Consider the following 24,906-nt stretch of genomic DNA (forward strand, 5'->3'; position numbering starts at 1 on the left):
CCTGGGTCAAATGACAACACCTATGCATCAAACGCCGTCGCAACCGATAACCAGCGGCGCAAGATACATCGCTTCAAACACCATCTCTATACACCATATACGTGGGATGGACTATGACATCCGTGACAGATGTTTGCACCTGTTCCTAGAAGAACGTTGCACGCCGTTTTACCTCACGGCGTGCATGACAACCAGGTTCACAAGACTAGCCCAGTACGGCACTCATTTGGCCTCGTGATCTGACGAGATGTGTAGCTCTCGCTACCCAAGCGACTCTGGTCCATCCCAGCCACACGTCAACTTCAAGAATCCGACCTCTTGCCCAAGGGGCGCTACAGCAAGCACCACGTACCTCAGCAACCGGGTTGCATACTGCGATTGCGAGCAAGATAGTCAGCAAATCCGGGGGCGCTTAATGGACGTGAGAACAACCAACCTTGAGCCATATCCACACCACGCGCACGCAGATAAACGAGTTGTTCCTCACGCTCAACACCTTCAGCAATCGTACGCATGCCCAATTCCTTCGCTATGTCGATAATGTGCGAAGCAACCGCTGTGTTATTGGCATCACGCCCGACCGTGTCGATGAACGATTTGTCAATCTTCAGCACGTCCAAGGGGAGTTGCTGCAGATACTGCAAACTTGAATAACCGGTACCGAAGTCGTCGATCACCACGGCATATCCAGCCTCGCGCAGGCGAACAATATGCTCGCGTGCGGCACACGCATCCATGAAACTGCGCTCCGTTGCTTCGATCCATATTTGTTCGCTGCATACACCACTGCCTTGTAAAGCAAGCTTCAACACCTCCAGCACGCGTCCTGATTCGATGTCCCTGACTGAAACATTGATCGCCACGTGCAGCGAACGATCGGCCACCAGTAATGGCCCCAATTCACGCATGGACTCTGCAACGACTTGATCGGTGATTGGAAGAATTAAACCGCTCCGCTCGGCCAGTGGAATGAACTGGTCCGGCAAGATCAACGTACCGTCGTGCTGGCGCCAGCGCACCAATGCTTCTGCACCGACACAACGATTCTCGCTCAGTGAGACGATCGGTTGATAGCAAACCAAGAATTCACATCGCTGCACCGCCTGACGTAACCGAGTCAACGGAGAACGCCGCCGGCGCACATACAAGATCGCGAAGCCACACAAGCTCAATGAAACCAATAAAGCAAGCGGGATTGCTCGCCACTCTTTGCGATGGACCGCACCTACCAACTGTTGTATTGGTTCAATGACGGCGATCTGCCAATCATGATCACGATTCTGGATGCGGGCCGCTACCAAGCCATGCAAAGTATCGCCCGCACGTTTACCAAACAGTGCCTTCACATGAGCACCGGTGCTCTGTAGCAGTACCCCATTCATGGTGGCCACTGCCAATTCAACACCCGGTGGAATTGAAAAATCAGTAATGGTGCTGAGCTTCATCAGCGCATGGTAGTTACCATGGTGCAGACCCAGCAGACGCTGCTCAGGGTTCACCTTTGAAGGTACCCGCTTCACCAGTTCAAGGCCATCGTCTCTGGCATAGTTGGCCGGCGGCTCTTTGCGCGCAACATCAAACAGTCCCCACGATGTGCAGCGCAGCTTCTGTGCCGGAACATAGTCGAGTTCTGTGATGTAGTGGGTAGACAGCACCAATGCACGCATCCGCGTGATGTGCTCTGGAGAACACGGGGTCAGCTGCGAATGCTCTATGTCTGACAGTACCAACAATGATTCAACAACAATTTGATCCACTCGCTGGCCCAATTGCTGAGCCAAGTCACGTAGGCGCTGCTGCTCGTGACGCTGGGTCGTGAACCAAGCATAGTAATCAGCCAAGGCCACTGAAACGGCAAGACACGCTATGCAAAGCGTGGCACCAACGATACGAGCCCAACGACGTTTCAAGGGAGGGTCACAAAGTCACAGCAATGACAGCCAAGAGATTCGAAATACTGGAGTGCACACTGCATCTGAATAACGCCACGGTATATCCAACACAATTGTTAGCCACTTAAATCTGGAGAATTTATATTACTTAAGTAATATTTTCCATTTTATTTCTACATGGGATCACAACAGGCGGAATCACCTGCGCTGACTGGTGGGTGCCGGAGACTTCTCCAGCACTCCTGTAGAAAGACAGCCATCTTACTGAAAGATCTACAGCCGTGCCGCACTGAGCAGCACCATTCATCATCCTCTGGAACCCCCTCTGAACAGCATGCATTGCCTCCAATCTACACATCTGCACAGCAGCTGCATACAACACGCTGATCGGAAGCAGTCGCAACAACTGCACACTTTAATAAAAATATTCGCTCCACACACTGGCCTGTGAATCATGCAGTCATGCTCCAAATCTTAAAGCGTGTTGATCGCACATCTCGGACTGCAACACACACCACTTAAACCCTTTTGTTTAGTTAACAATACTCTCCTGGCTGCAAGACAAATGCGTATTTAACCGTATCGCGTATGTGCCTCAAGATCTGTACTCCACTAGCCACAATGATCTATTTGCAGTGAGGATACGAATACAACGCTGACACGGTATGACCTCGCCTGCATCCGACACGACTGCCTGGCTACTCAGCAAACCAAGCTGAATGATGCGGGCACCGACTTCATCGACCAGGACAACTGCAGCAACAATCCGTACTGAATCACCGGCACCACCACCCTTGCTCTCCGACCTGCTGCGCGACCGGGATCGATCGGCATCACTCAGCAACGTTTTGATAACACGACCTGTCACCCCTGAACAGCCAAAGGTTACCGTGACGCTGGTGGGATGAGACCCATGCAGAAAAGATTGATACCTCATCGAACGTTGCAGCTGCACTCCATGCATTCTCATTAAACGCATGGCGTGTAACGATCAACTGGATCAGGATGGTCGGTGACATTTCTCAAACTTATTGCAACTGTCCAGTTCATATGCTGCGGACCAACAAGGGCGGAAACCACAAAACCGCGGCAACTCATGACAGGAAAAAATTCAAGCAATCGCATTTTCTTCTACAACGATGTACCTGAATTCTCTCGATGCTTGCCGTCTATTCCAAGACAATCAGGTCTCAAACGACACAATGTCTCCGGCATACCGTCCACCACCCAGGGTGGAGACTCACAGGTGATGTGCTTTGCATCCGTGCTGGCATGGAACTGTCACGTCCTACTGAAATAGGGACAACAATGTCATGCACTGGAATCCCGCACTGATCTAACTGCATCTGGGCAGCGGCTTTAACAGCTATGTACTAGGTGTGATCATCAAGCCTGTCATGTGGTCGTATCACCGGACATCCGCATCGACCTGTTCATGGATACAAAGTACCTGCTTGCCACTGTCAAAGGTTGGTCAATACCTTCCCGAAGCCCGTCATGGATCACCCTTGCAGTTCTGAAGATGCGTTTTTCGAATCAGATCGCACAGACACCGCTACTAAGCTAGCGGTGGTATCTGGACGTGCAGCATGGACACACCCGCCCACCAGCATTGCGGTCACACTGCACCTCCGTGAGCGCTCCAAGCTGGCAGAAGTCCGCGTCCACAACGCTGATTGCGAAGTACTTCGAGGGCCGACATGGCAACCAAACCTGCGCTGTTCATTCGGCGCAGGAGCACATCGACCTGGAGGGAGTGTCTGCTGAAAATCGATGAGAGCCCCTCCTGCAAGCAACACGAACACAGGCAACCTGTGCTGGTATCGGCAAATAGTCTCTTCACTGTGCGCTGCGCTTTGGTGCGCATATCTCAGGCTGAAATCGCTCATTTTCCACCGCATGTCGCTTCTGGTGTCCGGCCAGATGAACTGACACCTGTGCGGAACGGAACATGCTGGGCAAAATGGGCGATGTGCTGTGCTGCGAAGGTGGCATTCCAGTTCCACTCCAGTCTTGCGGAAGCGCCACAAACAAACGTCGCACCTCTCAACAGACGAGACACCGTGCAAGCCCTCGAATCCTTCACAGCACTCCATCGGCTGGTAAGCAGTGTCTCAATACAACAAACATTCAAAGGACACGTCGCCGCATGTGCATCCAGAGTGTCATTGGCTGTGCCGCAAGACGCCTGCGAATGCGCATCGGACATTGATGGTTTAAGGAAGGGATTTTTGCACTGAGCATGGCGCATCAGGCGGCGCGATTGGTCCGAAGTGTCCTTGGAAGCGAACCGTCTGGATGGCGTATACAACTTGCATGCCGTGAAGGAGCTCAGCAGTGACTCCAGCCAAGCACTGTTGTGGTTGGGAGCCTGGCAGAGTAGGTCCTTGATGTCCCCATAGATGGCTTGGGAAATGGAAGGGGGGGAACGCCAGGCAACACTGGGCCTGTGAAATGGGGAGTGCTTGACACGCCGTGGTTCGGAATGACGCAGTGGCGGGGTCGCATGTTTCGCCATCCTGGACCCTGGAGGTCAGGCCAATCAGCCACCGATACTGCTGAAGCGCGGGGGCTTGTGCACCACGCCGGGAAGCAGAAGGGAAGACCTGCCACACCCCTTAGCACACGCACTTCGGGTGGTAGCAGGCTTGGTATAGGCTTCGCACTCGACGGAGGAATCATCAAGGCATTCGACAACAGCTATGCCACTGGCCTATTGCTTTGGATGCTAAGCAAAATTGCCTTTCCAACTTGATCGTTGTAGATGCGCTTCATGCGAGGCTTCCCGAAGCACACATCATCGCACTGCAACAAAAATTCGCCATCTCACAGCGATTGAATACGAGCGTTTACAAGAAGCCTGGATGATTGGCCCTTGTGCCAGACATCAGGAGCAAGCCAATGGCCGACGGTGTCCGTTACATGTTGCTCAACGACAGCTGTGCTGTCCCTATCACCTGGAGGGTGGGTAAACGCATTGCTGATGCATCGACCACGTCACTGATGGAGCGTGCAGCATCAGCAATCTTTTATAAGCATGCAAAGGCACAGCGCTCCAGCAAGCGCACCAACACGCATTGGTTCTGTTGCATAAAAGGATGGATCACTCAATGGCTGCAACCCCAGAGGCATTGCAAGCAATCACACCGACACCAGTTGAGAGGCAGAGGTCCACTACATTCACTAGAAAACAGGCTGCCGGAAATGAAGAAGGAAGTGATGGCTGCTGAGACATTGGAGTACATCATCAGGCTACCCAAAGTGATCGAAACAGCGACGTTCTCTGAACCGTCTAGCCACCGCATGATGAAGGGGGAGAGATTCCCACAACTGCATCGCGTCAGGGGCTAAAAATCGGCTGGCTTGCATTGGACATTGGCGTTTTGATTCACCACAGGGGACAGCGCTCAGTGAATCCAGGTGCTGCGCCCACTCAGACTGCGTCTCGATGCACTTAAATCTAAGCATCCAACGTGATGATAGGGCGCTCCGCTCTGGTCCATTTTGGTGTGTGCGCACTGAAATGCGGCGCTCACCGATCAGCGTGCGGATGCAATCACCTGGACATCATGCCCAGATACACGATGTATATCCGTATTTGCAAGCCGCATTCACTACCTCTGGCAACATGTAACACACAGGACGTTCGGAACAAGAGGCTGCCCTCGCCCTATCATGGTCTGCAACTTTCGCCCCATGTTCATGCTCGACGCTCCGATGTTGAACATCGAAACTCCCAGTCCACGTTGTAGCCCGCAACGCTTTTTTAAAGCCGCAGGTGTGCAAAAAGTTCAACCACGATCGCCGGTGATGCGATGACCAGCGTACTTGGAAGGAGCACTCAAATACACTGGCGTTGTTTGGCGGTAGCGCCGTTATGTTTCGTCCCATAACATCGTTGACATCAAGCCACACCTTGCAGCCAAATCATTGAAATTGAGCACCAGTAACCCACACAGCATCCTTAACATCCAAAACACTGACGCCGCCAGAAACCGCAACACATCAACGGCGCATGTGGATTACTAGACAATGCGACCATGAGCATGACTGAACTCACACCGCATCAAGCGTGGTCTCTCATCGCCCGTGGTGCCGCTTTCATTGACGTACGCCAACCCTATGAGCGGGTGAGCGGCCAAGCCGAAGGTGCACTCGGAATCGACCAGGACACACTCGAAGCCAATGCCAGCACACATCTACCCGATACAAACGCGGAGATCGTACTGATCTGTCAGTCCGGTCAGCGCTCCCGGTACACCGGCGAGCGACTGCAAGCGGCCGGCTATCGGCGGTTGTACTCGGTCGCTGGCGGAACGGATGCATGGCGCGAGGCTGGGCTGCGATTGCTACGCCCTACCCTGACCACTGACGAGCAGGACTTCATGGAGCGTTACGCGCACCACTTACGCTTGCCTCAGATCGGGCCACATGGACAGCAGCGCCTGACAGAAGCACGTGTGCTGCTGATTGGTGCCGGTGGCCTGGGATCACCCGCCGCGTTCTACTTGACTGCCGCCGGCGTCGGCCATCTGCGCATCGCCGACAATGACACGGTTGAACGTAGCAACCTGCAACGACAGATTCTGCACGTGGATGCGGAATTGGGGGCTCCCAAGGCCGCATCGGCAGCACGGCGCCTGACGGCTCTGAATCCACACGTCCAGATCGAGGCAATGCAGGTACGAGCGAATTCCAGCAACATCGAAGCGCTGTTGCAGGACGTCGACGTAGCCATCGACGGTGCCGACAATTTCCCAGCGCGATACCTGCTCAACGACGCTTGCGTCAAGCTGGGCATACCTCTGGTCTACGGTGCAGTACACCAGTTTGAGGGCCAAGTCAGTGTCTTCGATGCCGGCCGCCTACGTGGACAGGCGCCGTGTTATCGCTGTCTGTTCCCGGAGCCACCGCTGCCAGAATTCACCCCCAGTTGCACCGAAGCCGGGGTGCTCGGTGTGTTGCCTGGTGTCATCGGGATGCTCCAAGCCACCGAAGCACTCAAGCTGCTGCTGGGTATTGGCAAGCCCCTACGCGGACGTGTGCTCTGTTTCGATGCGCTGGCCATGCACTTTCGGGAAATACGTCTGGCCCCGGATCCGGAGTGTCCACTTTGTGCGCCAGGACGGGCGTTCCCCGGGTACATTGACTATGCCGCATTCTGCCGCAATCCACTCTAAGCAGTATGCTCAGCCCAGCCGATAAACCAACACATGGCACTGCTCTCACCAGCAACCAAAGCAGATGTGCCTTTCATCGGTAAAATCGAAATATGCAGCACATCCACCCTCGATATCGACCAGAATTTAACTGGATCACTGCAGAAATAGAGCCAGCCTCCTTAAAGGCAAGAGGCGTTACGATTCTCCCGAGGCATACATGGGGCTGGCACAATCGGCCTCATTGCTTGCGCTTCACATGGCGGATCAAACGGCGTCTACGCTGGATCTGGCGTTCGCTCAACACGTTCTTCCTACCTTCATAAGGATTGTCACCCTCTCTGAACAGGAAACGTACCGGGGTGCCAACCAGTTTGAAATGCTTACGGAAGAAATTTTCTAGGTAACGCTTGTACGTATCCGGCAACATTTTCAGGCGGGTTCCATGAACGATGAAGGTTGGCGGGTTACTGCCAGCCGGATGTACATAACGCAACTTAGACACATGACCACGTATGCTCGGCGGCGGAGTGGTTTGGTAAGCAATTTCCAGCGCTTTATTGACTTCGCTGGTGGTGAACTGACGCACCGCCGCCGCATGAGCACGGTGAATCGCGCTGAATAGCTCACGTAACCCAGAGCCGTGTTTGGCAGAGAGTCGCACCACCTCGGCCCAATTGACGAAGCTGAATTTACGTGAGAGTAAGCCCTCGGTTTGTTCTCTCTGGTAAGTGCTGAGGCCATCCCATTTATTAATAGCCACTACCAGCGCCTTACCAGCGTCCAAGATGGCAGCAAGCACGGTGGCATCCTGGTCAGTCACACCCTCACCGGCATCCAACAGCAACACTGCAACCTGGCATTGCTCGATCGCCTGCAATGTCTTAAAAGCACTGAATTTTTCCACCGCCTCTTCAACCTTGGACTTGCGTCGTAAGCCCGCGGTATCGATCAAACGGTACTGGTACTCGTCACGCTCCAAATCAACCGCGATCGAATCACGGGTTGTGCCAGGCAACTCCGAGGCAATCATCCGCTCCTCGCCAAGCAGGCGGTTAACCAATGTCGATTTACCGACATTCGGCCGACCAACAAAAGCAATATGGATACGCCCTGAATCCTCATCCAGAATTTTGCCAATCCCGCGTTCAGGCAGCCACGCAAGCACCTGTTCGACAAGGTCATCCAAGCCTTGACGATGCACAGCAGAGATCGGCACTACATCGGAAAAACCGTAGTGAGCAAACTCCGAATGCACCGTAGCATCACTAACACCATCAATCTTGTTGATCACCAGCAACGTAGGCTGCGATCGCTTGCGTAACCAAGCAAGGATATCGTCGTCAAGCACAGACGCACCCTCACGCGCGTTGACCACAAACAGCACCACATCAGCCTCAGCCGCAGCAACGCGCGCCTGACGCGCAGTGGCGCCGGCCAAGCCATCTTCTTTACCAACGATGCCTCCAGTATCGACGACAACAAACGAGGGCTGCCCCTCAAGGCGGCAAACCCCATAGTGACGATCACGGGTGACACCGGGTTGGTCATGTACCAGTGCATCACGCGTGAGCGTCAACGCATTGAACAAGGTCGACTTACCAACGTTCGGCCGTCCAACCAGGGCGACCAAAGGGAGCATCGCATCAAAATCCGTAATTATTGCATCAGACGAAAAGCAGCAAGCTTTCCGTTGGCACTTTGAACCAGAAGCACACTGTCGGCAACAACAGGTTGGCCAACGATAGCGGCATTCCCAGAGCGTTCGCGAGCAGCGAGCGCACCGTCACTAAGACGCAACCAGTGCACATAGCCTTCGTAGTCACCCACCACGGCGTAGTCTCCCTGGATCGCCACGCCTGTCAAGGAGCGGCGCGCCAAGGCAGGTTGAGACCAGGAGGCACTGCCGGTCGGCTTGTCCAATCCCCATACGGTGCCAGCATTATCAGCCACCACGACATAACCGGAAGAAACACCGACACCACCAGCTCCACCGTGTTCACGATTCCAAAGCATACGACCGCTCGACCTATCAATCGCAACGGTCTCATTCTTATAGCTGGTTGCATACAAGGTGTTTGCTTCCAGGACAGGCACGCCGTCGACGTCAGCCATGCGTTCCAATTCACTGCGACCTTCCGGTATAGCAACGGACTGTACCCACAGGGAACGGCCGTCATGCATCGCTAATGCGCTGATGGTACCGTCGTCGTTGCCGACGAACAACAGATCCGGCCCAGGGATCACTGGTGCATTACCACGAACGGTCAAGGTGGGTGACTCTCGTTCACTAAACCAGCGACGTTTACCAGTAGCAACGTCAAATGCGGTCACGCGACCGTCGTTACTGCGCACGAAGACCAGATTCTGCGCCACAGCCGGCGCTGCAATCACCTCGTTGGGTACATTGGCACGCCACTTCTCGCTACCATCGCTCTGGTTCAAAGCGATCACTTGACCATCCAACGTACCAATCACCACCAAGCCATCCCCGACACCGGGACCGCCAGCAAGACGCGGCATGGATTTCTTATTGTCTTTCGCGTTACGTCCTTGACTCGCAACATACTTCCACAACATCTTTCCGGTGTGTAAATCCAGTGCAAACACACCACCACTGATTGCCGCTGCGTATACCTTGCCATCGACCACAGCCGGGTGTTGACGCACAGCGATACGGCCCTCACCTTTCCCCAGATCCACAGACCAAAGCTTGCCAACCTTCATTGTCGGAGTAAAACCCACCAGATCAGCGGGCTCTTGAGCCTTTTTAGCATCGGCGTCCTTGCCGCGAAAAACACTTTTCACACTGCCACATCCGACCAAAAGCGTCGCCAACAATGCAGCGGTGACAAATTGCGTGAACTTCATAACATCTCTCATTTAAATCGGATCCACAGGCCCGGGCACCAGGCCTCCCACATCCATCAACTTGATTTCTAGAATGCGGCGCTGCGGCGCAGCTATATCGACCATAGAGAGCGCTTTAGCGTAGCGCTCACGTGCCTGTTCCGGCTTGCCAAGCACCAACAACGCGTCACCTTGAATCTCAAAGCTGACCTCATCCTTGTGGGTAGCCAACAGTTTGTTCGCCTCATCGGCCTTGCCAGTAGCGACCAGCAAACGAGCCAAACGTTGATCGGCAATCAATCTAAATTGGCTATCAACCGGCAGCGTGCGCAGGATCCTGAGTGCCTCGCCAGTGTTGCCGGCCTCGGACTGAGCCTTAGCGAGCTGCAATGCGCCAAGCTCGACATACAATCGAGCCTTAGCACCGTCAAGCTTAGCCAGCGCCTGGGCAGCCTTGTCTAACTCCTTAGCCTGGAGCAATTTACCGAAAACAGCGAACTGCTGCGCAGCAAAGGTGAGCTGGTCGACCTGCTTCACCTTTCTCCAGTGCCAACCTCCAATGACAGCAACACCGAGGAACACACCCAATAACAATCCAACGCCGTTCTTACGCAACCAAGTGCGAATGCGTTCGCCATGTTCCTGCTCATCGTGCAAATCGCCGATCGCCATCGATATCCTCAAACCCACCGTTCCAGTGGGACCTATTTAATTTAAAAACGGAAAACGCAATGCTGTGGGCTGTGATTTATTTTGAAACTGGAACCACAGAACCATCGGAGGATACCGCAAAACGCGCCACATTAGCGCGCTTGTAGCGTGTCAGATCGACAATATTTCCAGATTCTTGGACTTCCACCGCAGCGGCATTACCCAGTACTACACGACCTACTTGGCCAAGCACATAATGCCGTATCTCCCCCGCAGGGATTAACGCTTTCTCCATCGGGCTTCCATCGGAGGCGATCACCTCTATCCAACTATCCCCCTTGAAGTTCAGGGTCAGACTACCAGCCTGCTCCGCAGGCATCGAATCGTTACGCGGCACCGGTGCAATCGAAGCGATGAACGGCGCAGACCTATCAGAACTACGCTCCGAGTCAGGTAGCGTGCCACCAAGGACCTCAGACTTTGATTGCTCAGGTACCATCTCCAACGAAGCAGTACGTAGCGCGTGGGGCTCGAAATTGCTGCGCATGGCATACCATACCGGCACAGCAAACACACCAGTGATCACCACATACATCGCCTTACGGGTGACCCCCTCGAGAAGGTGTCGCGCTCGTTGCATATGGGCATAACTCACCAATTCGGCTGGCTCGATTTCGGTCAAGAACGCCTGTTCAAACAATGGATCAAGATCGATATTGAGCAACCGCGCATAACCACGTAACTGACCACGGACGAATACCGGTGCCCCTAGACGTTGCCAGTTCTCCTCCTCTAATGAAAGCACGACCTGTACCGGCATGCGCAAGCTAGTTGCTACATCCTCAATGGTCAATCCAACCGCCATCCGCGCATCACGTAAACGTTGCCCACATCCTTTCGCATGTTCAAAAAGGTTAGGATTCGAATCATGCTCGAAAGGGTTAGGATTGGAATCGCTGATCACAATACATTAGCCCCTGGGTTCCGCGGCTACATTTTCGGGAAACTCCTTGATTAACCGCTGTTGATATCGGCTAGCAGCAGCCTTGTCGCCTAGCCCTTGCTCGATTTGAATCGCGAGTTTTAACACTGAAGCCGTTGCAGGCGCAGTTGCCAAGCGCCGTTCGCTGAAGGCGCGCGCCTCGAAATAACGATGTTTGTCGTACTCACTTCGCGCCATTGATTCCAACGCGTAAGCATTGCCTGGATCCAACTCCAACGCCCTACGCAAATCGTGCTCGGCACGGTCGCGCTGCCCAGACTGAAGCGCACAACCACCGGCATTGGCCAGAGTACCAGGTTGCTCACCATAAGCCGGATCAGTCATCGCACGTTCGAACCAAACCAATGCCTCGGTTGGATACCCATTCGCACACAACCAAGCGCCGTAGTTATTGAGCACATCACCACGCTGCGGTGCCAACTCGGCAGCCTTGCGGTAGTACTCACCGGAACGAACCACATCGCCACGCCTACTGTAGATCGCCGCACGCAGCGTCCACGCATCAATTGATGAGGGATCCTGCCTCAACACATCTTGTATCAGCCGTTCCGCAGCCGCGTCATCACCAGCATTAAATTGGTTATAGGCGCGTCCAAGATTCTGAGTCAACGCAACACGACGGCGAGTTTTGGCATCATCATGGAAGTTATAAACAGGGGCAAGATTCTGAACTGACTTAATACGTGTCTCTTTCTTATCAGGCATGGCTACGCAGCCAGATAAGATCAGCACAGCAGCAAACACTAACATCAGACATGTATCACGCAGCAACATCTCGACCAACCCGATCTTCTAGAGTGTGGCGAAACCTGGCTTGGCGGTGAGTACGATCCACGACTTGACCCTTCAACTGCCCGCACGCCGCATCAATGTCGTCTCCACGGGTACGACGTACTATCGTCAAAATCCGTGCATCCAACATGATCTTTTGGAAGGCGCGTATATCGGCTTCTGTCGAACGTTCATAACGAGTGCCTGGAAATGGGTTGAACGGAATCAGATTAACCTTCGCTGCACCCTTAACCTGCATCGCACACTCAAACTGTTGCATCAGTTTGACCAATTGATGCGCATGCTCTTGCTGGTCGTTAACGCCCTTTATCAAGGTGTATTCGAACGTGACGGACTCACGTTTACGATTAACAGACAAATAACGCTCACAGGATGCCATCAGTTCAGCAATTGGGTACTTTCTATTCAACGGAACCAGCTGCTCACGCAGTAAGTCATTCGGAGCATGCAGTGATACAGCCAGCGACACATCACTTTCGCTCGAGAGGCGATCGATCATTGGCACCAAGCCGGAAGTCGACAGAGTCACACGTTTGTTGGACAAACCGTAGCCTAAATCATCGCGCATCACGCTCATCGCACGCACAACGTTATCGAAATTCATTAACGGCTCGCCCATGCCCATCATCACCACGTTGGTGAGACGACGCTGCTGGTGCGGCACATTACCAAGGTCACGGGCGGCAACCCAAAGCTGACCGATAATCTCGGCTGTCGTCAGGTTTCGGTTAAAGCCTTGAGTGGCAGTCGAGCAAAAAGTACAGTTCAAACCACAGCCGATTTGCGAAGACACACACAACGTACCACGCCCCTTGTCCGGGATATAAACAGTCTCAATCGCATTTTTACTGTCAGTGCCCATCGCGAGCAACCACTTGCGTGTGCCATCGGCTGAGTGCTTGTCCAACACAATACGAGGAACTCGCACCTCAGCACATGTCTGTAACCTGACACGCAACGCCTTGCCAATATCCGTCATCTGCTCGAAGTCAGCGATATAACGGTGGTGGATCCACTTCATGACCTGGTGGGCACGGTAGCGTTTCTCACCGAGAACATCCTCGAAGAAGCGTTCCAACCCATCGCGGTCAAGTTCCAGCAGATTTTGTTTTTGGACAACATCGCCAGCAATGGGCTCACCACTGGTGGTTGTCACACTGGGAATCACCACAAACCCATTCATGCCTACGACCTCATCGCAAAATAATTTCGGTAGCGGCAAAAAAGTAAGCCATCTCAATCGCAGCATTCTCGACCGAATCCGAACCATGGGCAGCATTGGCTTCAATTGACTCGGCAAAATCGGCCCGGATCGTACCTGGAACGGCATCCTTCGGATTAGTCGCTCCTAACAATTCACGATGGCGAACCACAGCATTATCACCTTCCAACACCTGAATCATCACTGGCCCTGAGATCATAAATTCAACCAATGGGTTGAAAAACGGGCGGTCACGATGCACAGCGTAAAAACCCTCGGCCTCACAACGCGACAGCTGCTTATACTTAGCAGCAACGATCTTAAGACCAGCTTTCTCAAAACGGCTATAGATATCACCAATCACGTTCTTCGCGACAGCATCAGGCTTGATAATCGAAAGAGTACGCTCGAGCGCCATGCACAGGATCTCCTGTTGGGCGGGCCACTGATAGCCCGAAAGTCTACATGAAAAAAACCCGCGTCTGAACGCGGGCTTAGCCTATAGTTTTACAAGGGTGAATTCTAGCTGGTCGCAACCCGCTTTGCACACTGCTCACGTAGGCATTCCTGAACCATAAAGTGCAAATATATAATCTCTAGCGATTCGTTTGATTCTTGATTTTGCTTGCTCAGACCTCGAGCAAGGAACATACCCAAGATAACGACTGCACCAGAAAACCCCGCCGTACCGAGCAACCAGCGATGCTAGCATCACATCGGTGAATTTTTAAAAATTCATTATCAATATTTCCAATGATAATTACTGGATTCAATGCGTTTTTTCTGCGCCGTACATTGCAATAGAGAATACTGAACTCATACCACAATTGCAGATCGTATTACGCCAACATTCTAATAACGCAAGTGCAGTTCTAGGAGCGTTCGCCAAGCTAACGCATTAGCTGCTATAGATGAACGTTGGTACCTTTGTGCAGATCTTTCTCCCCGCTTCCCTTAGAACAACAAAAACTTCGGCAAATTTACGTCTGACCATTTTCCCCTCACGTACTACCTAGATTTAACAAAGTGTCCCCCCGTACCAATCGCGATTTCGCCGGTCGGGTAATCTGCCAACCCCAAGAAACATTTTCAAACAGCACCAACTTGACCGACCTTCTAGTCAAAGGCTGCATCGCTTTTCTGCCAACCGGTAATCCTCCTCTCAGGATAATGACACTGCGCACGGTACAGGGCAGACAACGTATTTACAGAACTTAAAGCAAGATATTCAAGGCCATTAGGATAGATAAAGTCGCACCCTCAGCAATTAAAACGTAAGAGACCTGGGTCTAAGGCAAAGTGATATTCAACGCACACCGCCTATACTTAATACTTAGCTAAGGCTGAAGGAGTCACCATGACAGGAAAACCTATCGTGCATCACTTCGATCTCAGCACATCCCCATGATCTATAACATCGTTATCGTTACGTTAAAATGATGTTGATCAACATACAGACTATTCGATGAGGTAAGCACAACATCGAAATCATCAGTATCTTATGCGGCAGAAATGTCAAGTACAGATTCGAAAGAGCGACCGCTCTAACTCGAACCCGAAGATTTCGCCAATGCTTACGCAACAGAACCAATCGCACAGCATCGCAACTCTGTCGTTCTGTACCGACCGGTTTACCCTCAGCATGACACCAGAGTTCCAAGAATCTGGAGCGATTCCAATCACGAAGTAGATCCAAGGCGCTCAGATCATCGCTACCATCCAACCTTCAGGCGACAAGGCGACACCAAAGCATGTTCTTTCATACCCACCCAAACGGCATACTGCCCCGCGTACTCAAAGCATTGATTTCACAGATACCTGACATCGATATCAACACATTGACGGCACCATCATCGGCGACGTAATGCCCCAAGGTGACCCAAGAATGAACTCCGCGCGTATCGGTGTGTTACTCGCCAGCATGTCAAACACCTTGACCGAACAGTCCATCAATCCTTTTCTCTTCCGGCCTGCAGTCCATAGCACCAGTGGCCAATCAGAGCCAGCTGAACAACACCGAGCGGATACTGGCCAGTGAGAGCAAGTCGATATTGATGCTGCTGATCACTGGGTAATCAAGAGCGTGCTCTTACCGAACATATTTGCTAACAACCATGTGGTCATCATCTCCTGTACAGGTATCCTCGCGGAGAAAACAACCACAGGTACGGAGCAGGGGTGTTTGCACTCGCCTGTCACCAGATAAACATTGATCGCAATCGCCACCAGTGAGTTCAAAGATAAAATATCCCGATACGAGGCTTTGACTCACCTATCGATTCAGCCGCCAAGCCCTATTCATACTCACTGGTATTGACATACCTGCTTTTTAAGCGCTTTTACGCGAACAAATCAGAATAGTCGTTACGCTGCTGGATGAAGTATGGAAACCCAGAGAAGGGAGTGTGAAGGTCAAGGCAAACGACAAAAATTAAAAAGCAGTCAATCACAGCAGTGACTCAACACAGTAAGCTGCATCGCTCGTACAGACTACACGGGACATGACTTACAGAAAAAATTGCGCCCCTGGCAACCGTGTACATGCACGTTTCCGGATCGCGACGAAACGGTGTCTGGAAGCCCACAAATTTACGATGGTAAGCCAGATTGAGGTCGAACATATCCTGTGAAGGCGCACACTAGCATGCCGAAGGGGCCTCAAAAATAATCGATCCCAAGGACTCGAGCCTTCCCAACACGGTTTCAATGCCAAACTATCTCTAGCAGTGGGTGCTTCCTGTAATTGATCCTAATCTCAACACAAGCCCAGGGCGTCCAGCAAGCACGGTTCGTTGAGTGTCCATGCGTGACGATACATTCACCAGCAACACTCTTGTGTTCATCTCACTGACCTTGCATTCAAAGCCATGTGTTTGAATTTAAATTTAAACACGACCCAGTCGGCAGCTAAGCAACACGGTGAAACCGCTGCCCCATACAGCGATCAGGTTCCGAAACTGACAGCACACACTTCAACTCACTAAAATAATAATGCCCCTCCAAAATCCAATCGTATTGGTTGTAGGCGAACAACTTCCAGCAACCTTTCTTCGATCGCTATTTTCGATAAAAAATCAGCTTTACCGCACTCTAAGCAATCTTGATGGATAAGCAATCTCTGCAAGCCATATATCCATAAGGCGGAGTAACCCTAACGTTGGTTGCAAGGTGATCGTGTCGAAATAAGGGGCAAGATCTCTATTCATACTCACCCTCAGCAAAAAGCAAGAGCAGCCCAATACAATAATTCTGGATAATCAGAGGTTTCAGTGCAGGTTTACAGAGTGCAGTGCACAGACCAACGATGGTAGATAAGGAAGCAAAAAAGAAACCAAGGAAAGATAACTATGGATAGGCAGCCAACCTCTGTTAGCCGGGCAAGTCAGATCCACCTATGCGTAGGAACGCACCCGCGTGTGTTCGCTGATACAACACATCGCTAGCACCGCAATGAAGTAAAAGGGAAAACATGCGCAGCTTTCTTTACTGCAACGCTCATCATTAACAACATATTTACGCACTTCGATCCTACATTTGACCAGCGGAGCATCCAACCTAGTACACAACCACCGTATGGCAACAGGTCGATGCCTCATCGCAGGCGCTGCTAGAATAGCGGTTCTTCTCCACTCACTGCCCCGCCGGGGCCGTCAGGAATTCGTGAACATGGCAATCAAGGTCGGTATCAATGGTTTCGGTCGTATTGGACGCAACATATTGCGCTCGGCAGTGCAAAACTTCGGTAGCAACATCGATATCGTGGCCATCAATGATCTGCTCGAGCCAGATTATTTGGCATACATGCTGCAATACGACTCGGTGCATGGACGCTTCAAAGGAGAGATCGCAATTGAGGGCAATGACCTCATCCTCAACGGCAGAAAGATACGCCTGACTGCCGAACGTGACCCGGCCAATCTTAAATGGGCTGATGTTGGTGCCGAAATAGTTATCGAATCCACCGGACTATTCCTAACCCAGGAAAGTGCCGGAAAGCATGTGGCCGCTGGTGCCAAGAAAGTCATTATGTCAGCACCTTCCAAGGACGACACGCCTATGTTCGTGTACGGCGTCAATCACAACAGCTACAATGGCGAGCAAATTATATCGAATGCTTCATGCACTACCAACTGCTTAGCGCCATTAGCAAAAGTGATCCACGATAAATGGGGCATTAAGCGCGGTTTAATGACCACCGTACATGCCGCCACTGCTACACAAAAGACAGTCGACGGGCCGTCCAATAAAGACTGGCGCGGTGGCCGCGGTATTCTTGAGAACATCATCCCATCTTCGACTGGCGCAGCAAAGGCTGTTGGAAAAGTGATACCGTCACTCAACGGAAAACTAACCGGCATGAGTTTCCGCGTACCAACCTCAGATGTTTCTGTGGTGGACTTGACTGTCCAGTTAGACAACCCAGCTACCTACGAAGCAATCTGTACAGAGGTGAAGGAGCAAAGTGAGGGTCCGCTGAAAGGCATCCTGAGCTATACCGAACACAAAGTGGTTGCCACCGACTTCCGTGGTGAAACCTGTACCTGTGTATTCGATGCCGAAGCTGGGATTGCACTAGATCCGACCTTTGTCAAACTCATCGCTTGGTACGACAACGAATGGGGTTACTCAAACAAATGCTTGGAAATCGCCAAGGTCATTGCGGCTAAATAAGTTGGAAATCTCAACCAAGAACACTGGAAATCAAATAAACCGATATGGTTTGCCCGTTTACTCCAACCATCGGGATACTGTGGCATTGCTACTTGAAATCCTCCTCATTAAATTGCTACCAACTTTCTATTGCCCGTTTTTTTCTAAAGCGTAAGCAGGGTTTCAATCTTGCAACACGAAATTCTTATATACACTTTAATCTAGAAATCCTTATATTCACCTGAAACATACCTACCTGGCTATATACCATGTGCTTGCAGCGCTTTCCTGGGTAGTTTCCGGACACAATCCGAAGGAACCAAACCACCTCCCGATTTAATTAAAATAACCAGCCATCCAGGGATGGGGATCCTCCCGCTATTCTGGCTGCCAGGGAATACTCGCGCATTGATCAACACAGGCAGCTTAGTCGAGTTTTTGTAGCGGCAATCAGTTGCAGAAAAATCGCCGCACTTGCGTTTACAGTACAAACGTGTTCGAGACATCCGTCTTAAGCGACAAATACCTATTTAATCTCAAAAGCTGCACTGCTGCAGCTTGACGAAGAACAGCTACCATCATGAAGTGAAATGATAAACATGATACGCAAGCCACAATCCATCGTTTGGAGATGGCAGAGAAGATTCTTCGGCAAATTATCCCAGAAGGATGTATTTTAGTTGCAGTCCCCAATGTTCCCTTACAGCGCAGGCAAGCATATACGGCACGCAAAACCGATCTGAATATACCCACCCATTCGCTATGGAATCACTGTTCGGCTTGTTCAGAAAATCATTAAACATTCCCCGAACAAGCCCCTCAAACCCGCCGTAAACATATGCCCCATCATCGATATCGAGCCAAACACGCTCTCAAGTGAACCCCAGGATCTTAAATCCCTAAAAATCAAGCAAAAGGATCTTGCAACATAATCGTATGCTCACGATCCGGGCCGGTGCTCACAATACCAATCGGACAACCAGCGAGCTCTTCCAATGCACGCAGGTAAGCACGGGCCGCTGGAGGAAGTTTGTCCCACGCAGTAATGCCATGAGTGTTCTCGTTCCAGCCTGGGAATTCCAAGTACACCGGGGTGCATTCCTCCCAACCCTGTACATCTAACGGAGCGTATTCACTACGTTTATCGTGGTACTCATAGGCAATACAGACCTTAAGCTTATCCATTCCATCCAGAACATCCAGTTTGGTGATACACAAACCGGTAATACCATTGATGGCAACCGCACGCTTGAGTGCAACAATGTCCATCCAACCACAGCGGCGCGGACGACCGGTAGAAGCACCGTACTCGACCCCACGATCTCGGATACCCTGGCCGATCTCATCATCCAACTCGGTAGGAAATGGCCCCCCACCGACACGAGTGGCATAAGCCTTAGCAATGCCCAACACATAGTCAATACCCTGCACACCAACACCAGCGCCATTGAGGGCACCACCAACCGTCGTGTTGGAGCTGGTCACGTACGGATAGGTGCCGTGATCAATGTCCAGCAATGTGCCCTGAGCACCCTCAAAAAGCACACGCTTGCCTTGCTTGCGCAGGTCATGGAGGATGCCCGCAACATCCGACTTCATCGGCTCGACGTATTCCCCAAACAATAACACCTCGTCATAGATCCGCTGAAAGTCCACCGCATCCACACCGAAATATTTAGTCAACACAAAATTGTGATAGTCCAGCGCAGCACGTAGCTTCTGCTCCAATTGATCTGGGTAATGAAGATCAGCCACACGAATACCACGGCGACCGATCTTGTCCTCGTACGCCGGCCCAATACCGCGACCGGTAGTACCAATCGCCCTGCCACCAGCAGCCTTCTCACGTGCTTGATCCAGGGCAATGTGATATTCCATGATCAACGGCGCAGCGGGCGAAATCTTCAAACGGGAGCATACCTCCAAACCGGTCTCTTCCAGCCCCTCGATCTCCTCTCGCAATGCGGCTGGCGAGATGACTACACCGTTACCAATCAGGCATAGCACACCCTCTCGCAGGATTCCAGATGGAATAAGATGCAAAACAGTCTTCTTACCGTTGATAACTAAAGTGTGACCAGCATTGTGACCTCCCTGAAAGCGCACAACCGCGCCAATTTCCTCGGTGAGAAGGTCGACGATCTTGCCCTTACCTTCATCGCCCCACTGGGCACCGAGCACGACAACTGACTGACCCATGACGGGTAACTCCTCAGATTTTTCTGGCACCGATCAGGACCACAGAATAGAACATACACGTATCTGTTAGTCGCCTTTGGGGGAAGCATCATCAAAACACCTCAGACACCGCGATGATCGCGATGTCTGGGAAGTAACATTAGCCATACCTGATGCATTATCCGGGTTTCGGGTGACCCAGGGGCACACTCTGGCTCCTAAGAAACCCGACTGACACCACCCTTTAGTGACGTAACCACCACAACACAAGTAATCCGATACTAAGTACGAACACGCCGGACAGTCGCAACTGAACCAAAGGGAGATCCAACAACTGCGTGGCCAGACGTTTCCACAAACCGGGCGCGGCAAACAAGAACAAACCTTCCAAAACAGCAACAAGACTCAAGGCAACAAACAGGTCGTACATAAAAACACGGATGTGGTTAGAAACCATGGGATGCAACGTTCTTGGTTGCTCCTACTCTCACGCAAAACAGAAAGAAGATGAAACCGCTGCCTGTCATAGCTTGGCAGTCTGTCTCTCACATACGCGAAGGCATAAGAGCAACGGAACACCTGCCACTCAATGATCGTTCTTGAAGTACTGCAAGAACGGATCGTTCTTGTCGAGTACGATGACACCATTGCCATCAGCCATACCGTTTCGGTAAGCCTCCAGACTGCGGTAAAACCCGTAGAATGCAGGGTCAGCAGCACCAGCGTGACCGTAGACACGCGCAGCCTCGGCATCACCTTCACCGCGCAACTTCTGGGCATCGCGCTCGGCATCAGCGATCAACACAGTGGACTCCCGATCGGCCTGGGCACGAATGCTCAATGACCGCTCCTCACCCTCAGCACGCAGCTTGGCAGCCTCTTGCTTACGCTGGGCACGCATACGTTCGTAGACGTCGCTGATCACCTGACTGTCAACTGGCAACTCAATCTGCTTGATGCGGAGGTCAACAATATGCACACCTAAACCTTTAGTGGCTGCATTAATGCTTTTCAATTGACCAGCAATCAACTCGCTACGATCGCCAGAAACCAACTCCTGCAAGGTGCGCGAGTTAATTTGGTTACGCAGTGAGTCAGTGATGATAGGTGCCAAACGGGCGGTCGCCTGAGACTCGTCGCCACCGGTCGCACGGTAAAAGGAACGCACATCATCAATGTAGCCAATCGCGAAGAAATCGACACTGACATCCTTCTGTTCAGCGGTGAAGTAACGTGCGGGCTCAGTGGCCATCACCTTGAAACGACGATCAAACACGCGCACCGACTCAACCAGCGGGATTTTGAAATGTAAACCTGGCTCCAAGTCATAACGCACCACACGACCGAGATTGATGACCATCGCAGTCTGATCCTCGCGCACCACAAAGGTCGAGCTGAACAAACCAAGAAAGAACACAACCGTAACAACAATCCATAAGGAATTCTTCATAGGGCAGCTCCTTCACGGCCTGCAGGACGCGCAATGCGCTGCGGATTACGGATGTTCTCATTAGACGGCTTGTTAAGAGAGTCGGGGATCAGTACATCCTGCGAAACCGGCGGCGTATTGCCCCCGCCCCCCTGAAGCGTGGCAGCCGGTAAGCGCGGCAGATCCGGCGATATCGGCACATAAATCAACTGACGGCCATCGGCACCGATCACCTTACGATTCTGTGTCAGCACCTGTTGCACTGTCTCCAGCCACAGACGTTTACGGGTAACCTCAGGGGCGTTCTTGTACTGAGCCTGCAGAAGAGTGAAACGGTCAGCATCTCCCTGTGCACGTGCAATCACAGCCTGCTTATATCCATCAGCCGCCGTGCGAGTACTGGCTGCGCGGCCACGGGCCTCAGGCACAACCTTGGCGGCATAGGCCTGAGCCTCATCAATAAGGCGCTCACGCACCTGCTGAGCACCATTAACCTCATCGAAAGCCGACTTCACTTCCTCCGGTGGGCGTGCGTCTGGCAAGGTCAAACCAGTGACCAACAGACCAGTACGGTAAGCATCCAGTGATGCCTGCAGACGCTCTTTGGAGGCAGTAGACAAGGGACCACGATTATTGAGTACCGAGTTGAGATCGGATCGGCCCACTTGTTCACGGACCGCGCTTTGGGCAGCCTGCACCAGCACTTCGTTAGCATTACGCGAACCATACAAGTATAAGTGCGGGTCACTGATCTGGTACTGCACATTGAGCGTGACGTTCACAATGTTCTCGTCACGAGTCAACACCGGCACCTGCTTACCGAAGGTCTTAATTTCGGTGGCGTTGACCTTATGCACCGACTCCAAAGGCCACGGCCACTTGAGGCTCAATCCCGGCTGCAACACCCTCACAAACTGACCAAAGCGTAACACCACACCACGCTGCTGCTCGCCAATTAACTGGACACTAGAGAAGAGCACGATTAAAACCACCCCAATCAGCACCCAACTCAGGATACCCACCTCAAGTAAATCCTTAAGTGGCCCAGGTATCTTCCCAAAAACACCGCCATTGCCGCCGCCACGTAATGGCCCTGAGCCGCGATGTTGCGACTCCGAAGCATCTTTACCCTTGCTGCCAGGTATGTTCCAAGACATGCATACTCCATGATGGAAGGGCGGAGCGGGTACTCCCACATTGCCGCCATAATGAATGAATTCTAGAATTGTACAAACGTATGGGGTAGATCGACAGTTTTAAAAGGTCTATCGTGGTACGGTCCGGTTTATGCCAATCGCCGCAATATCCATCCCCGCCAAGTTCACCGCCTTCCGGATCCACCAAGACGATGCCGGCCATCGTGCTGGATTGGAAGCAACGGCCTTGGATCTGTTAACTCCAGGCGAAGTGGTAGTTCGCGCGTTATGGTCTTCTGTCAATTATAAAGACGCCCTAGCTGGTACCGGGCGAAGTAGGATCCTACACCGATTTCCGCTCACTGGGGGGATTGACGTGGCTGGATATGTGATCGCATCCACCGACCCAACCTTCAATGAAGGCGACGCTGTGATCGCCACCGGCTGTGGCCTGAGCGAGACCCTGGATGGTGGCTACAGCCAGTACGTACGATTGAAATCACAGACATTACTTCCACTCCCAGCCGGGCTGAGCCTACGTGAAGCAATGGTGATAGGTACTGCCGGCTTCACCGCAGCACTGGTACTTCTACGCCTCACTGAAAACCATCAGACACCAGCATTAGGTCCTCTCGTGGTCACCGGAGCCACCGGCGGGGTTGGCATGTTGGCTTTGGACATCTTCAGTGGTGCTGGTTTTGAGGTGTACGCAGTCAGTAGCAAGGTCAAGCACGCAGCATTCCTGCGCGAAATCGGCGCCACGCAAGTACTTCCCCGAGAAGTACTATTGACCGACAAACCGCTAGCCTCAGCGCACTATGGCGGCGGTCTAGACAACGTTGGCGGGCCACTACTCGCCGGATTACTGGCGCAAACCGTACCGTACGGCAACATCGCTACGGTTGGGCTCGCAGCAAGCCCAACGCTAAACACGACAGTAATGCCCTTTATCCTACGCGGTGTATCTCTACTAGGAATCGGAGCGTCAGGCACCGCACGCAATATCCGCGAGCAAATCTGGGGAAGGTTAGCCGGCATATGGCGCCCACGTCACCTTGAGCAGATCTGCACACAGGAAGTTGGGCTGGATGGGTTGACACAGGTGTTCGAGACGATGCTGGCAGGCGGATCGTTCGGACGTACTGTGGTACGTATCGAATAGGATAATCCTTGCCATGTGCCCGCCAGTATGCGCCACCCTTCCAGGTACCCCTATGTACGCACTACACTGCTGAGGCAGACATGGGGAAAAGTATGGCACGCATTTTGATCGTCGACGATTCACCGTCACAACTACTCAGCATTCAAAGAATCGTCGAAAAGCTAGGACACGAGACCATTACCGCAACCGATGGCACCACCGGGGTAGAGGCCGCTAAAGCGCACTTACCAGATCTGGTACTGATGGACGTGGTCATGCCTAAAATTAATGGGTTTCAAGCCACACGTACACTCAAGCGCGAGCCGACAACCCAACATGTACCAGTGGTCCTCGTGACCACCAAGGACCAAGACACTGATCGGCTATGGGGCATACGCCAAGGCGCGCGAGCCTACATCACTAAGCCTTTCTCAGAGAACGAATTGCTAGAAGTAATGGAAAGGATATTCAGCCAACAGAAAGCAAAAGCTACCGAGTAAGGCAACAAGCATGACTAAAAACAGGACCAGCAGCATAATTGTGGCTATCCTCTGCCTCCCGTCGACAACTAAAGAATTTTTCTGTCATACCTTAGCCTCAGGTAGCGCGACTGAGTTTATGAGCCAGCGCCAATGTGACTAAAACAGGATGAGAAACTTAATGGAATTAATCACACGACAAACGTAATGAATGGTCCTACCCCGGATCAGTTCAGCCCATTTTATAGAAACAAACCCCACTACATGCAAAATCATAACGACCAATGCCTCTAAAGTTTTCGAAAGCGTTACAGGCGCAATCCCACATCACATCGTAGAGTGAGC

The 24,906-nt window shown here is 52.1% G+C and carries 17 protein-coding genes; 5 read left to right on the plus strand and 12 right to left on the minus strand.

The genetic code is table 11. The features are described 5' to 3' along the window. Positions 1–353 precede the first annotated feature (353 nt). Positions 354–1,910 carry an EAL domain-containing protein gene (locus tag PLS229_RS09200; protein ID WP_038270368.1) on the minus strand — a complete coding sequence of 519 codons (1,557 nt, stop codon included), beginning with the start codon at positions 1,908–1,910 and terminating at the stop codon, positions 354–356. Positions 1,911–5,096: 3,186 nt separating this feature from the next. Between PLS229_RS09200 and PLS229_RS09205 the strand changes: the two genes are divergently transcribed. Beyond that, positions 5,097–5,243: an AlpA family phage regulatory protein gene (locus PLS229_RS09205; RefSeq protein WP_152536571.1), complete on the plus strand. Its 147-nt coding sequence runs from the start codon at positions 5,097–5,099 to the stop codon at positions 5,241–5,243. Positions 5,244–5,932: 689 nt separating this feature from the next. Then, positions 5,933–7,072, plus strand: a complete 1,140-nt coding sequence (gene moeB / locus PLS229_RS09210; protein ID WP_038270362.1) for a molybdopterin-synthase adenylyltransferase MoeB — start codon at positions 5,933–5,935, stop codon at positions 7,070–7,072. A gap of 220 nt (positions 7,073–7,292) precedes the next feature. Here moeB and der read toward each other — a convergent pair whose 3' ends face one another. The 7 genes from der to ndk form a co-directional block, all read right to left on the minus strand. Further along, a complete protein-coding gene (der, locus tag PLS229_RS09215) occupies positions 7,293–8,693 on the minus strand; it encodes a ribosome biogenesis GTPase Der (protein ID WP_038270360.1) in 1,401 nt (466 codons plus the stop codon). A 17-nt stretch (positions 8,694–8,710) separates the two neighbouring features. Then, a complete protein-coding gene (bamB, locus tag PLS229_RS09220; RefSeq protein ID WP_038270359.1) occupies positions 8,711–9,934 on the minus strand; it encodes an outer membrane protein assembly factor BamB in 1,224 nt (407 codons plus the stop codon). Then, entirely contained in the window at positions 9,935–10,573 is a 639-nt protein-coding gene (locus tag PLS229_RS09225) for a YfgM family protein (protein ID WP_038270358.1), read from the minus strand. A gap of 76 nt (positions 10,574–10,649) precedes the next feature. Beyond that, positions 10,650–11,516 carry a helix-turn-helix domain-containing protein gene (locus PLS229_RS09230; protein WP_051482248.1) on the minus strand — a complete coding sequence of 289 codons (867 nt, stop codon included), beginning with the start codon at positions 11,514–11,516 and terminating at the stop codon, positions 10,650–10,652. A gap of 6 nt (positions 11,517–11,522) precedes the next feature. Next, on the minus strand, positions 11,523–12,305 hold the full coding sequence (gene pilW / locus PLS229_RS09235; RefSeq protein WP_051482256.1) for a type IV pilus biogenesis/stability protein PilW: 783 nt from the start codon (positions 12,303–12,305) through the stop codon (positions 11,523–11,525). 10 nt (positions 12,306–12,315) lie between these two features. After that, positions 12,316–13,530, minus strand: a complete 1,215-nt coding sequence (gene rlmN, locus PLS229_RS09240; RefSeq protein WP_038270356.1) for a dual-specificity RNA methyltransferase RlmN — start codon at positions 13,528–13,530, stop codon at positions 12,316–12,318. Between the two features lie 10 nt (positions 13,531–13,540). After that, entirely contained in the window at positions 13,541–13,966 is a 426-nt protein-coding gene (ndk, locus tag PLS229_RS09245) for a nucleoside-diphosphate kinase (protein ID WP_038270355.1), read from the minus strand. A gap of 3,248 nt (positions 13,967–17,214) precedes the next feature. Here ndk and gap point away from each other — a divergent pair. Continuing rightward, positions 17,215–18,219: a type I glyceraldehyde-3-phosphate dehydrogenase gene (gap, locus tag PLS229_RS09250; RefSeq protein ID WP_038270354.1), complete on the plus strand. Its 1,005-nt coding sequence runs from the start codon at positions 17,215–17,217 to the stop codon at positions 18,217–18,219. Between the two features lie 885 nt (positions 18,220–19,104). Here gap and PLS229_RS09255 read toward each other — a convergent pair. From PLS229_RS09255 to hflK, 4 genes are all read right to left on the minus strand, one after another. After that, positions 19,105–20,397 (minus strand): adenylosuccinate synthase, encoded by a 1,293-nt coding sequence (locus PLS229_RS09255; protein WP_038270352.1) that lies wholly within the window; start codon positions 20,395–20,397, stop codon positions 19,105–19,107. Between the two features lie 223 nt (positions 20,398–20,620). Beyond that, on the minus strand, positions 20,621–20,833 hold the full coding sequence (locus PLS229_RS09260; protein WP_425511062.1) for a DUF2065 domain-containing protein: 213 nt from the start codon (positions 20,831–20,833) through the stop codon (positions 20,621–20,623). 129 nt (positions 20,834–20,962) lie between these two features. After that, the gene (hflC, locus tag PLS229_RS09265; protein WP_038270350.1) at positions 20,963–21,826 is read right to left on the minus strand and encodes a protease modulator HflC; all 864 of its coding nucleotides are present in this window, start codon (positions 21,824–21,826) and stop codon (positions 20,963–20,965) included. Then, positions 21,823–22,962, minus strand: coding sequence for an FtsH protease activity modulator HflK (hflK, locus tag PLS229_RS09270; protein ID WP_038270349.1), 1,140 nt, complete (start codon positions 22,960–22,962; stop codon positions 21,823–21,825). The genes hflC and hflK overlap by 4 nt, the downstream gene beginning before the upstream one ends. Before the next feature lie 130 nt (positions 22,963–23,092). On the opposite strand from hflK, the gene PLS229_RS09275 reads away from it, so the two are divergent. Continuing rightward, complete coding sequence (locus tag PLS229_RS09275; RefSeq protein WP_038270348.1) at positions 23,093–24,103, plus strand: acrylyl-CoA reductase family protein; 1,011 nt, start codon at positions 23,093–23,095, stop codon at positions 24,101–24,103. 92 nt (positions 24,104–24,195) lie between these two features. Further along, positions 24,196–24,582: a twitching motility response regulator PilH gene (gene pilH, locus PLS229_RS09280; protein ID WP_038270450.1), complete on the plus strand. Its 387-nt coding sequence runs from the start codon at positions 24,196–24,198 to the stop codon at positions 24,580–24,582. Positions 24,583–24,906 lie beyond the last annotated feature (324 nt).

This window comes from Xylella taiwanensis (assembly GCF_013177435.1).
In the GTDB taxonomy this organism is placed as follows: domain Bacteria; phylum Pseudomonadota; class Gammaproteobacteria; order Xanthomonadales; family Xanthomonadaceae; genus Xylella; species Xylella taiwanensis.

What these genes read in the sequence shown, in the direction of transcription:
- PLS229_RS09205 (WP_152536571.1), top strand. Translation starts at nt 5,097, where the DNA reads ATGAAGAAGGAAGTGATGGCTGCTGAGACATTGGAGTACATCATCAGG.
- moeB (WP_038270362.1), top strand. Translation starts at nt 5,933, where the DNA reads ATGAGCATGACTGAACTCACACCGCATCAAGCGTGGTCTCTCATCGCC.
- der (WP_038270360.1), bottom strand. Translation starts at nt 8,693, where the DNA reads ATGCTCCCTTTGGTCGCCCTGGTTGGACGGCCGAACGTTGGTAAGTCG.
- bamB (WP_038270359.1), bottom strand. Translation starts at nt 9,934, where the DNA reads ATGAGAGATGTTATGAAGTTCACGCAATTTGTCACCGCTGCATTGTTG.
- PLS229_RS09225 (WP_038270358.1), bottom strand. Translation starts at nt 10,573, where the DNA reads ATGGCGATCGGCGATTTGCACGATGAGCAGGAACATGGCGAACGCATT.
- pilW (WP_051482256.1), bottom strand. Translation starts at nt 12,305, where the DNA reads ATGTTAGTGTTTGCTGCTGTGCTGATCTTATCTGGCTGCGTAGCCATG.
- rlmN (WP_038270356.1), bottom strand. Translation starts at nt 13,530, where the DNA reads ATGAATGGGTTTGTGGTGATTCCCAGTGTGACAACCACCAGTGGTGAG.
- ndk (WP_038270355.1), bottom strand. Translation starts at nt 13,966, where the DNA reads ATGGCGCTCGAGCGTACTCTTTCGATTATCAAGCCTGATGCTGTCGCG.
- gap (WP_038270354.1), top strand. Translation starts at nt 17,215, where the DNA reads ATGGCAATCAAGGTCGGTATCAATGGTTTCGGTCGTATTGGACGCAAC.
- PLS229_RS09255 (WP_038270352.1), bottom strand. Translation starts at nt 20,397, where the DNA reads ATGGGTCAGTCAGTTGTCGTGCTCGGTGCCCAGTGGGGCGATGAAGGT.
- PLS229_RS09260 (WP_425511062.1), bottom strand. Translation starts at nt 20,833, where the DNA reads ATGGTTTCTAACCACATCCGTGTTTTTATGTACGACCTGTTTGTTGCC.
- hflC (WP_038270350.1), bottom strand. Translation starts at nt 21,826, where the DNA reads ATGAAGAATTCCTTATGGATTGTTGTTACGGTTGTGTTCTTTCTTGGT.
- hflK (WP_038270349.1), bottom strand. Translation starts at nt 22,962, where the DNA reads ATGTCTTGGAACATACCTGGCAGCAAGGGTAAAGATGCTTCGGAGTCG.
- PLS229_RS09275 (WP_038270348.1), top strand. Translation starts at nt 23,093, where the DNA reads ATGCCAATCGCCGCAATATCCATCCCCGCCAAGTTCACCGCCTTCCGG.
- pilH (WP_038270450.1), top strand. Translation starts at nt 24,196, where the DNA reads ATGGCACGCATTTTGATCGTCGACGATTCACCGTCACAACTACTCAGC.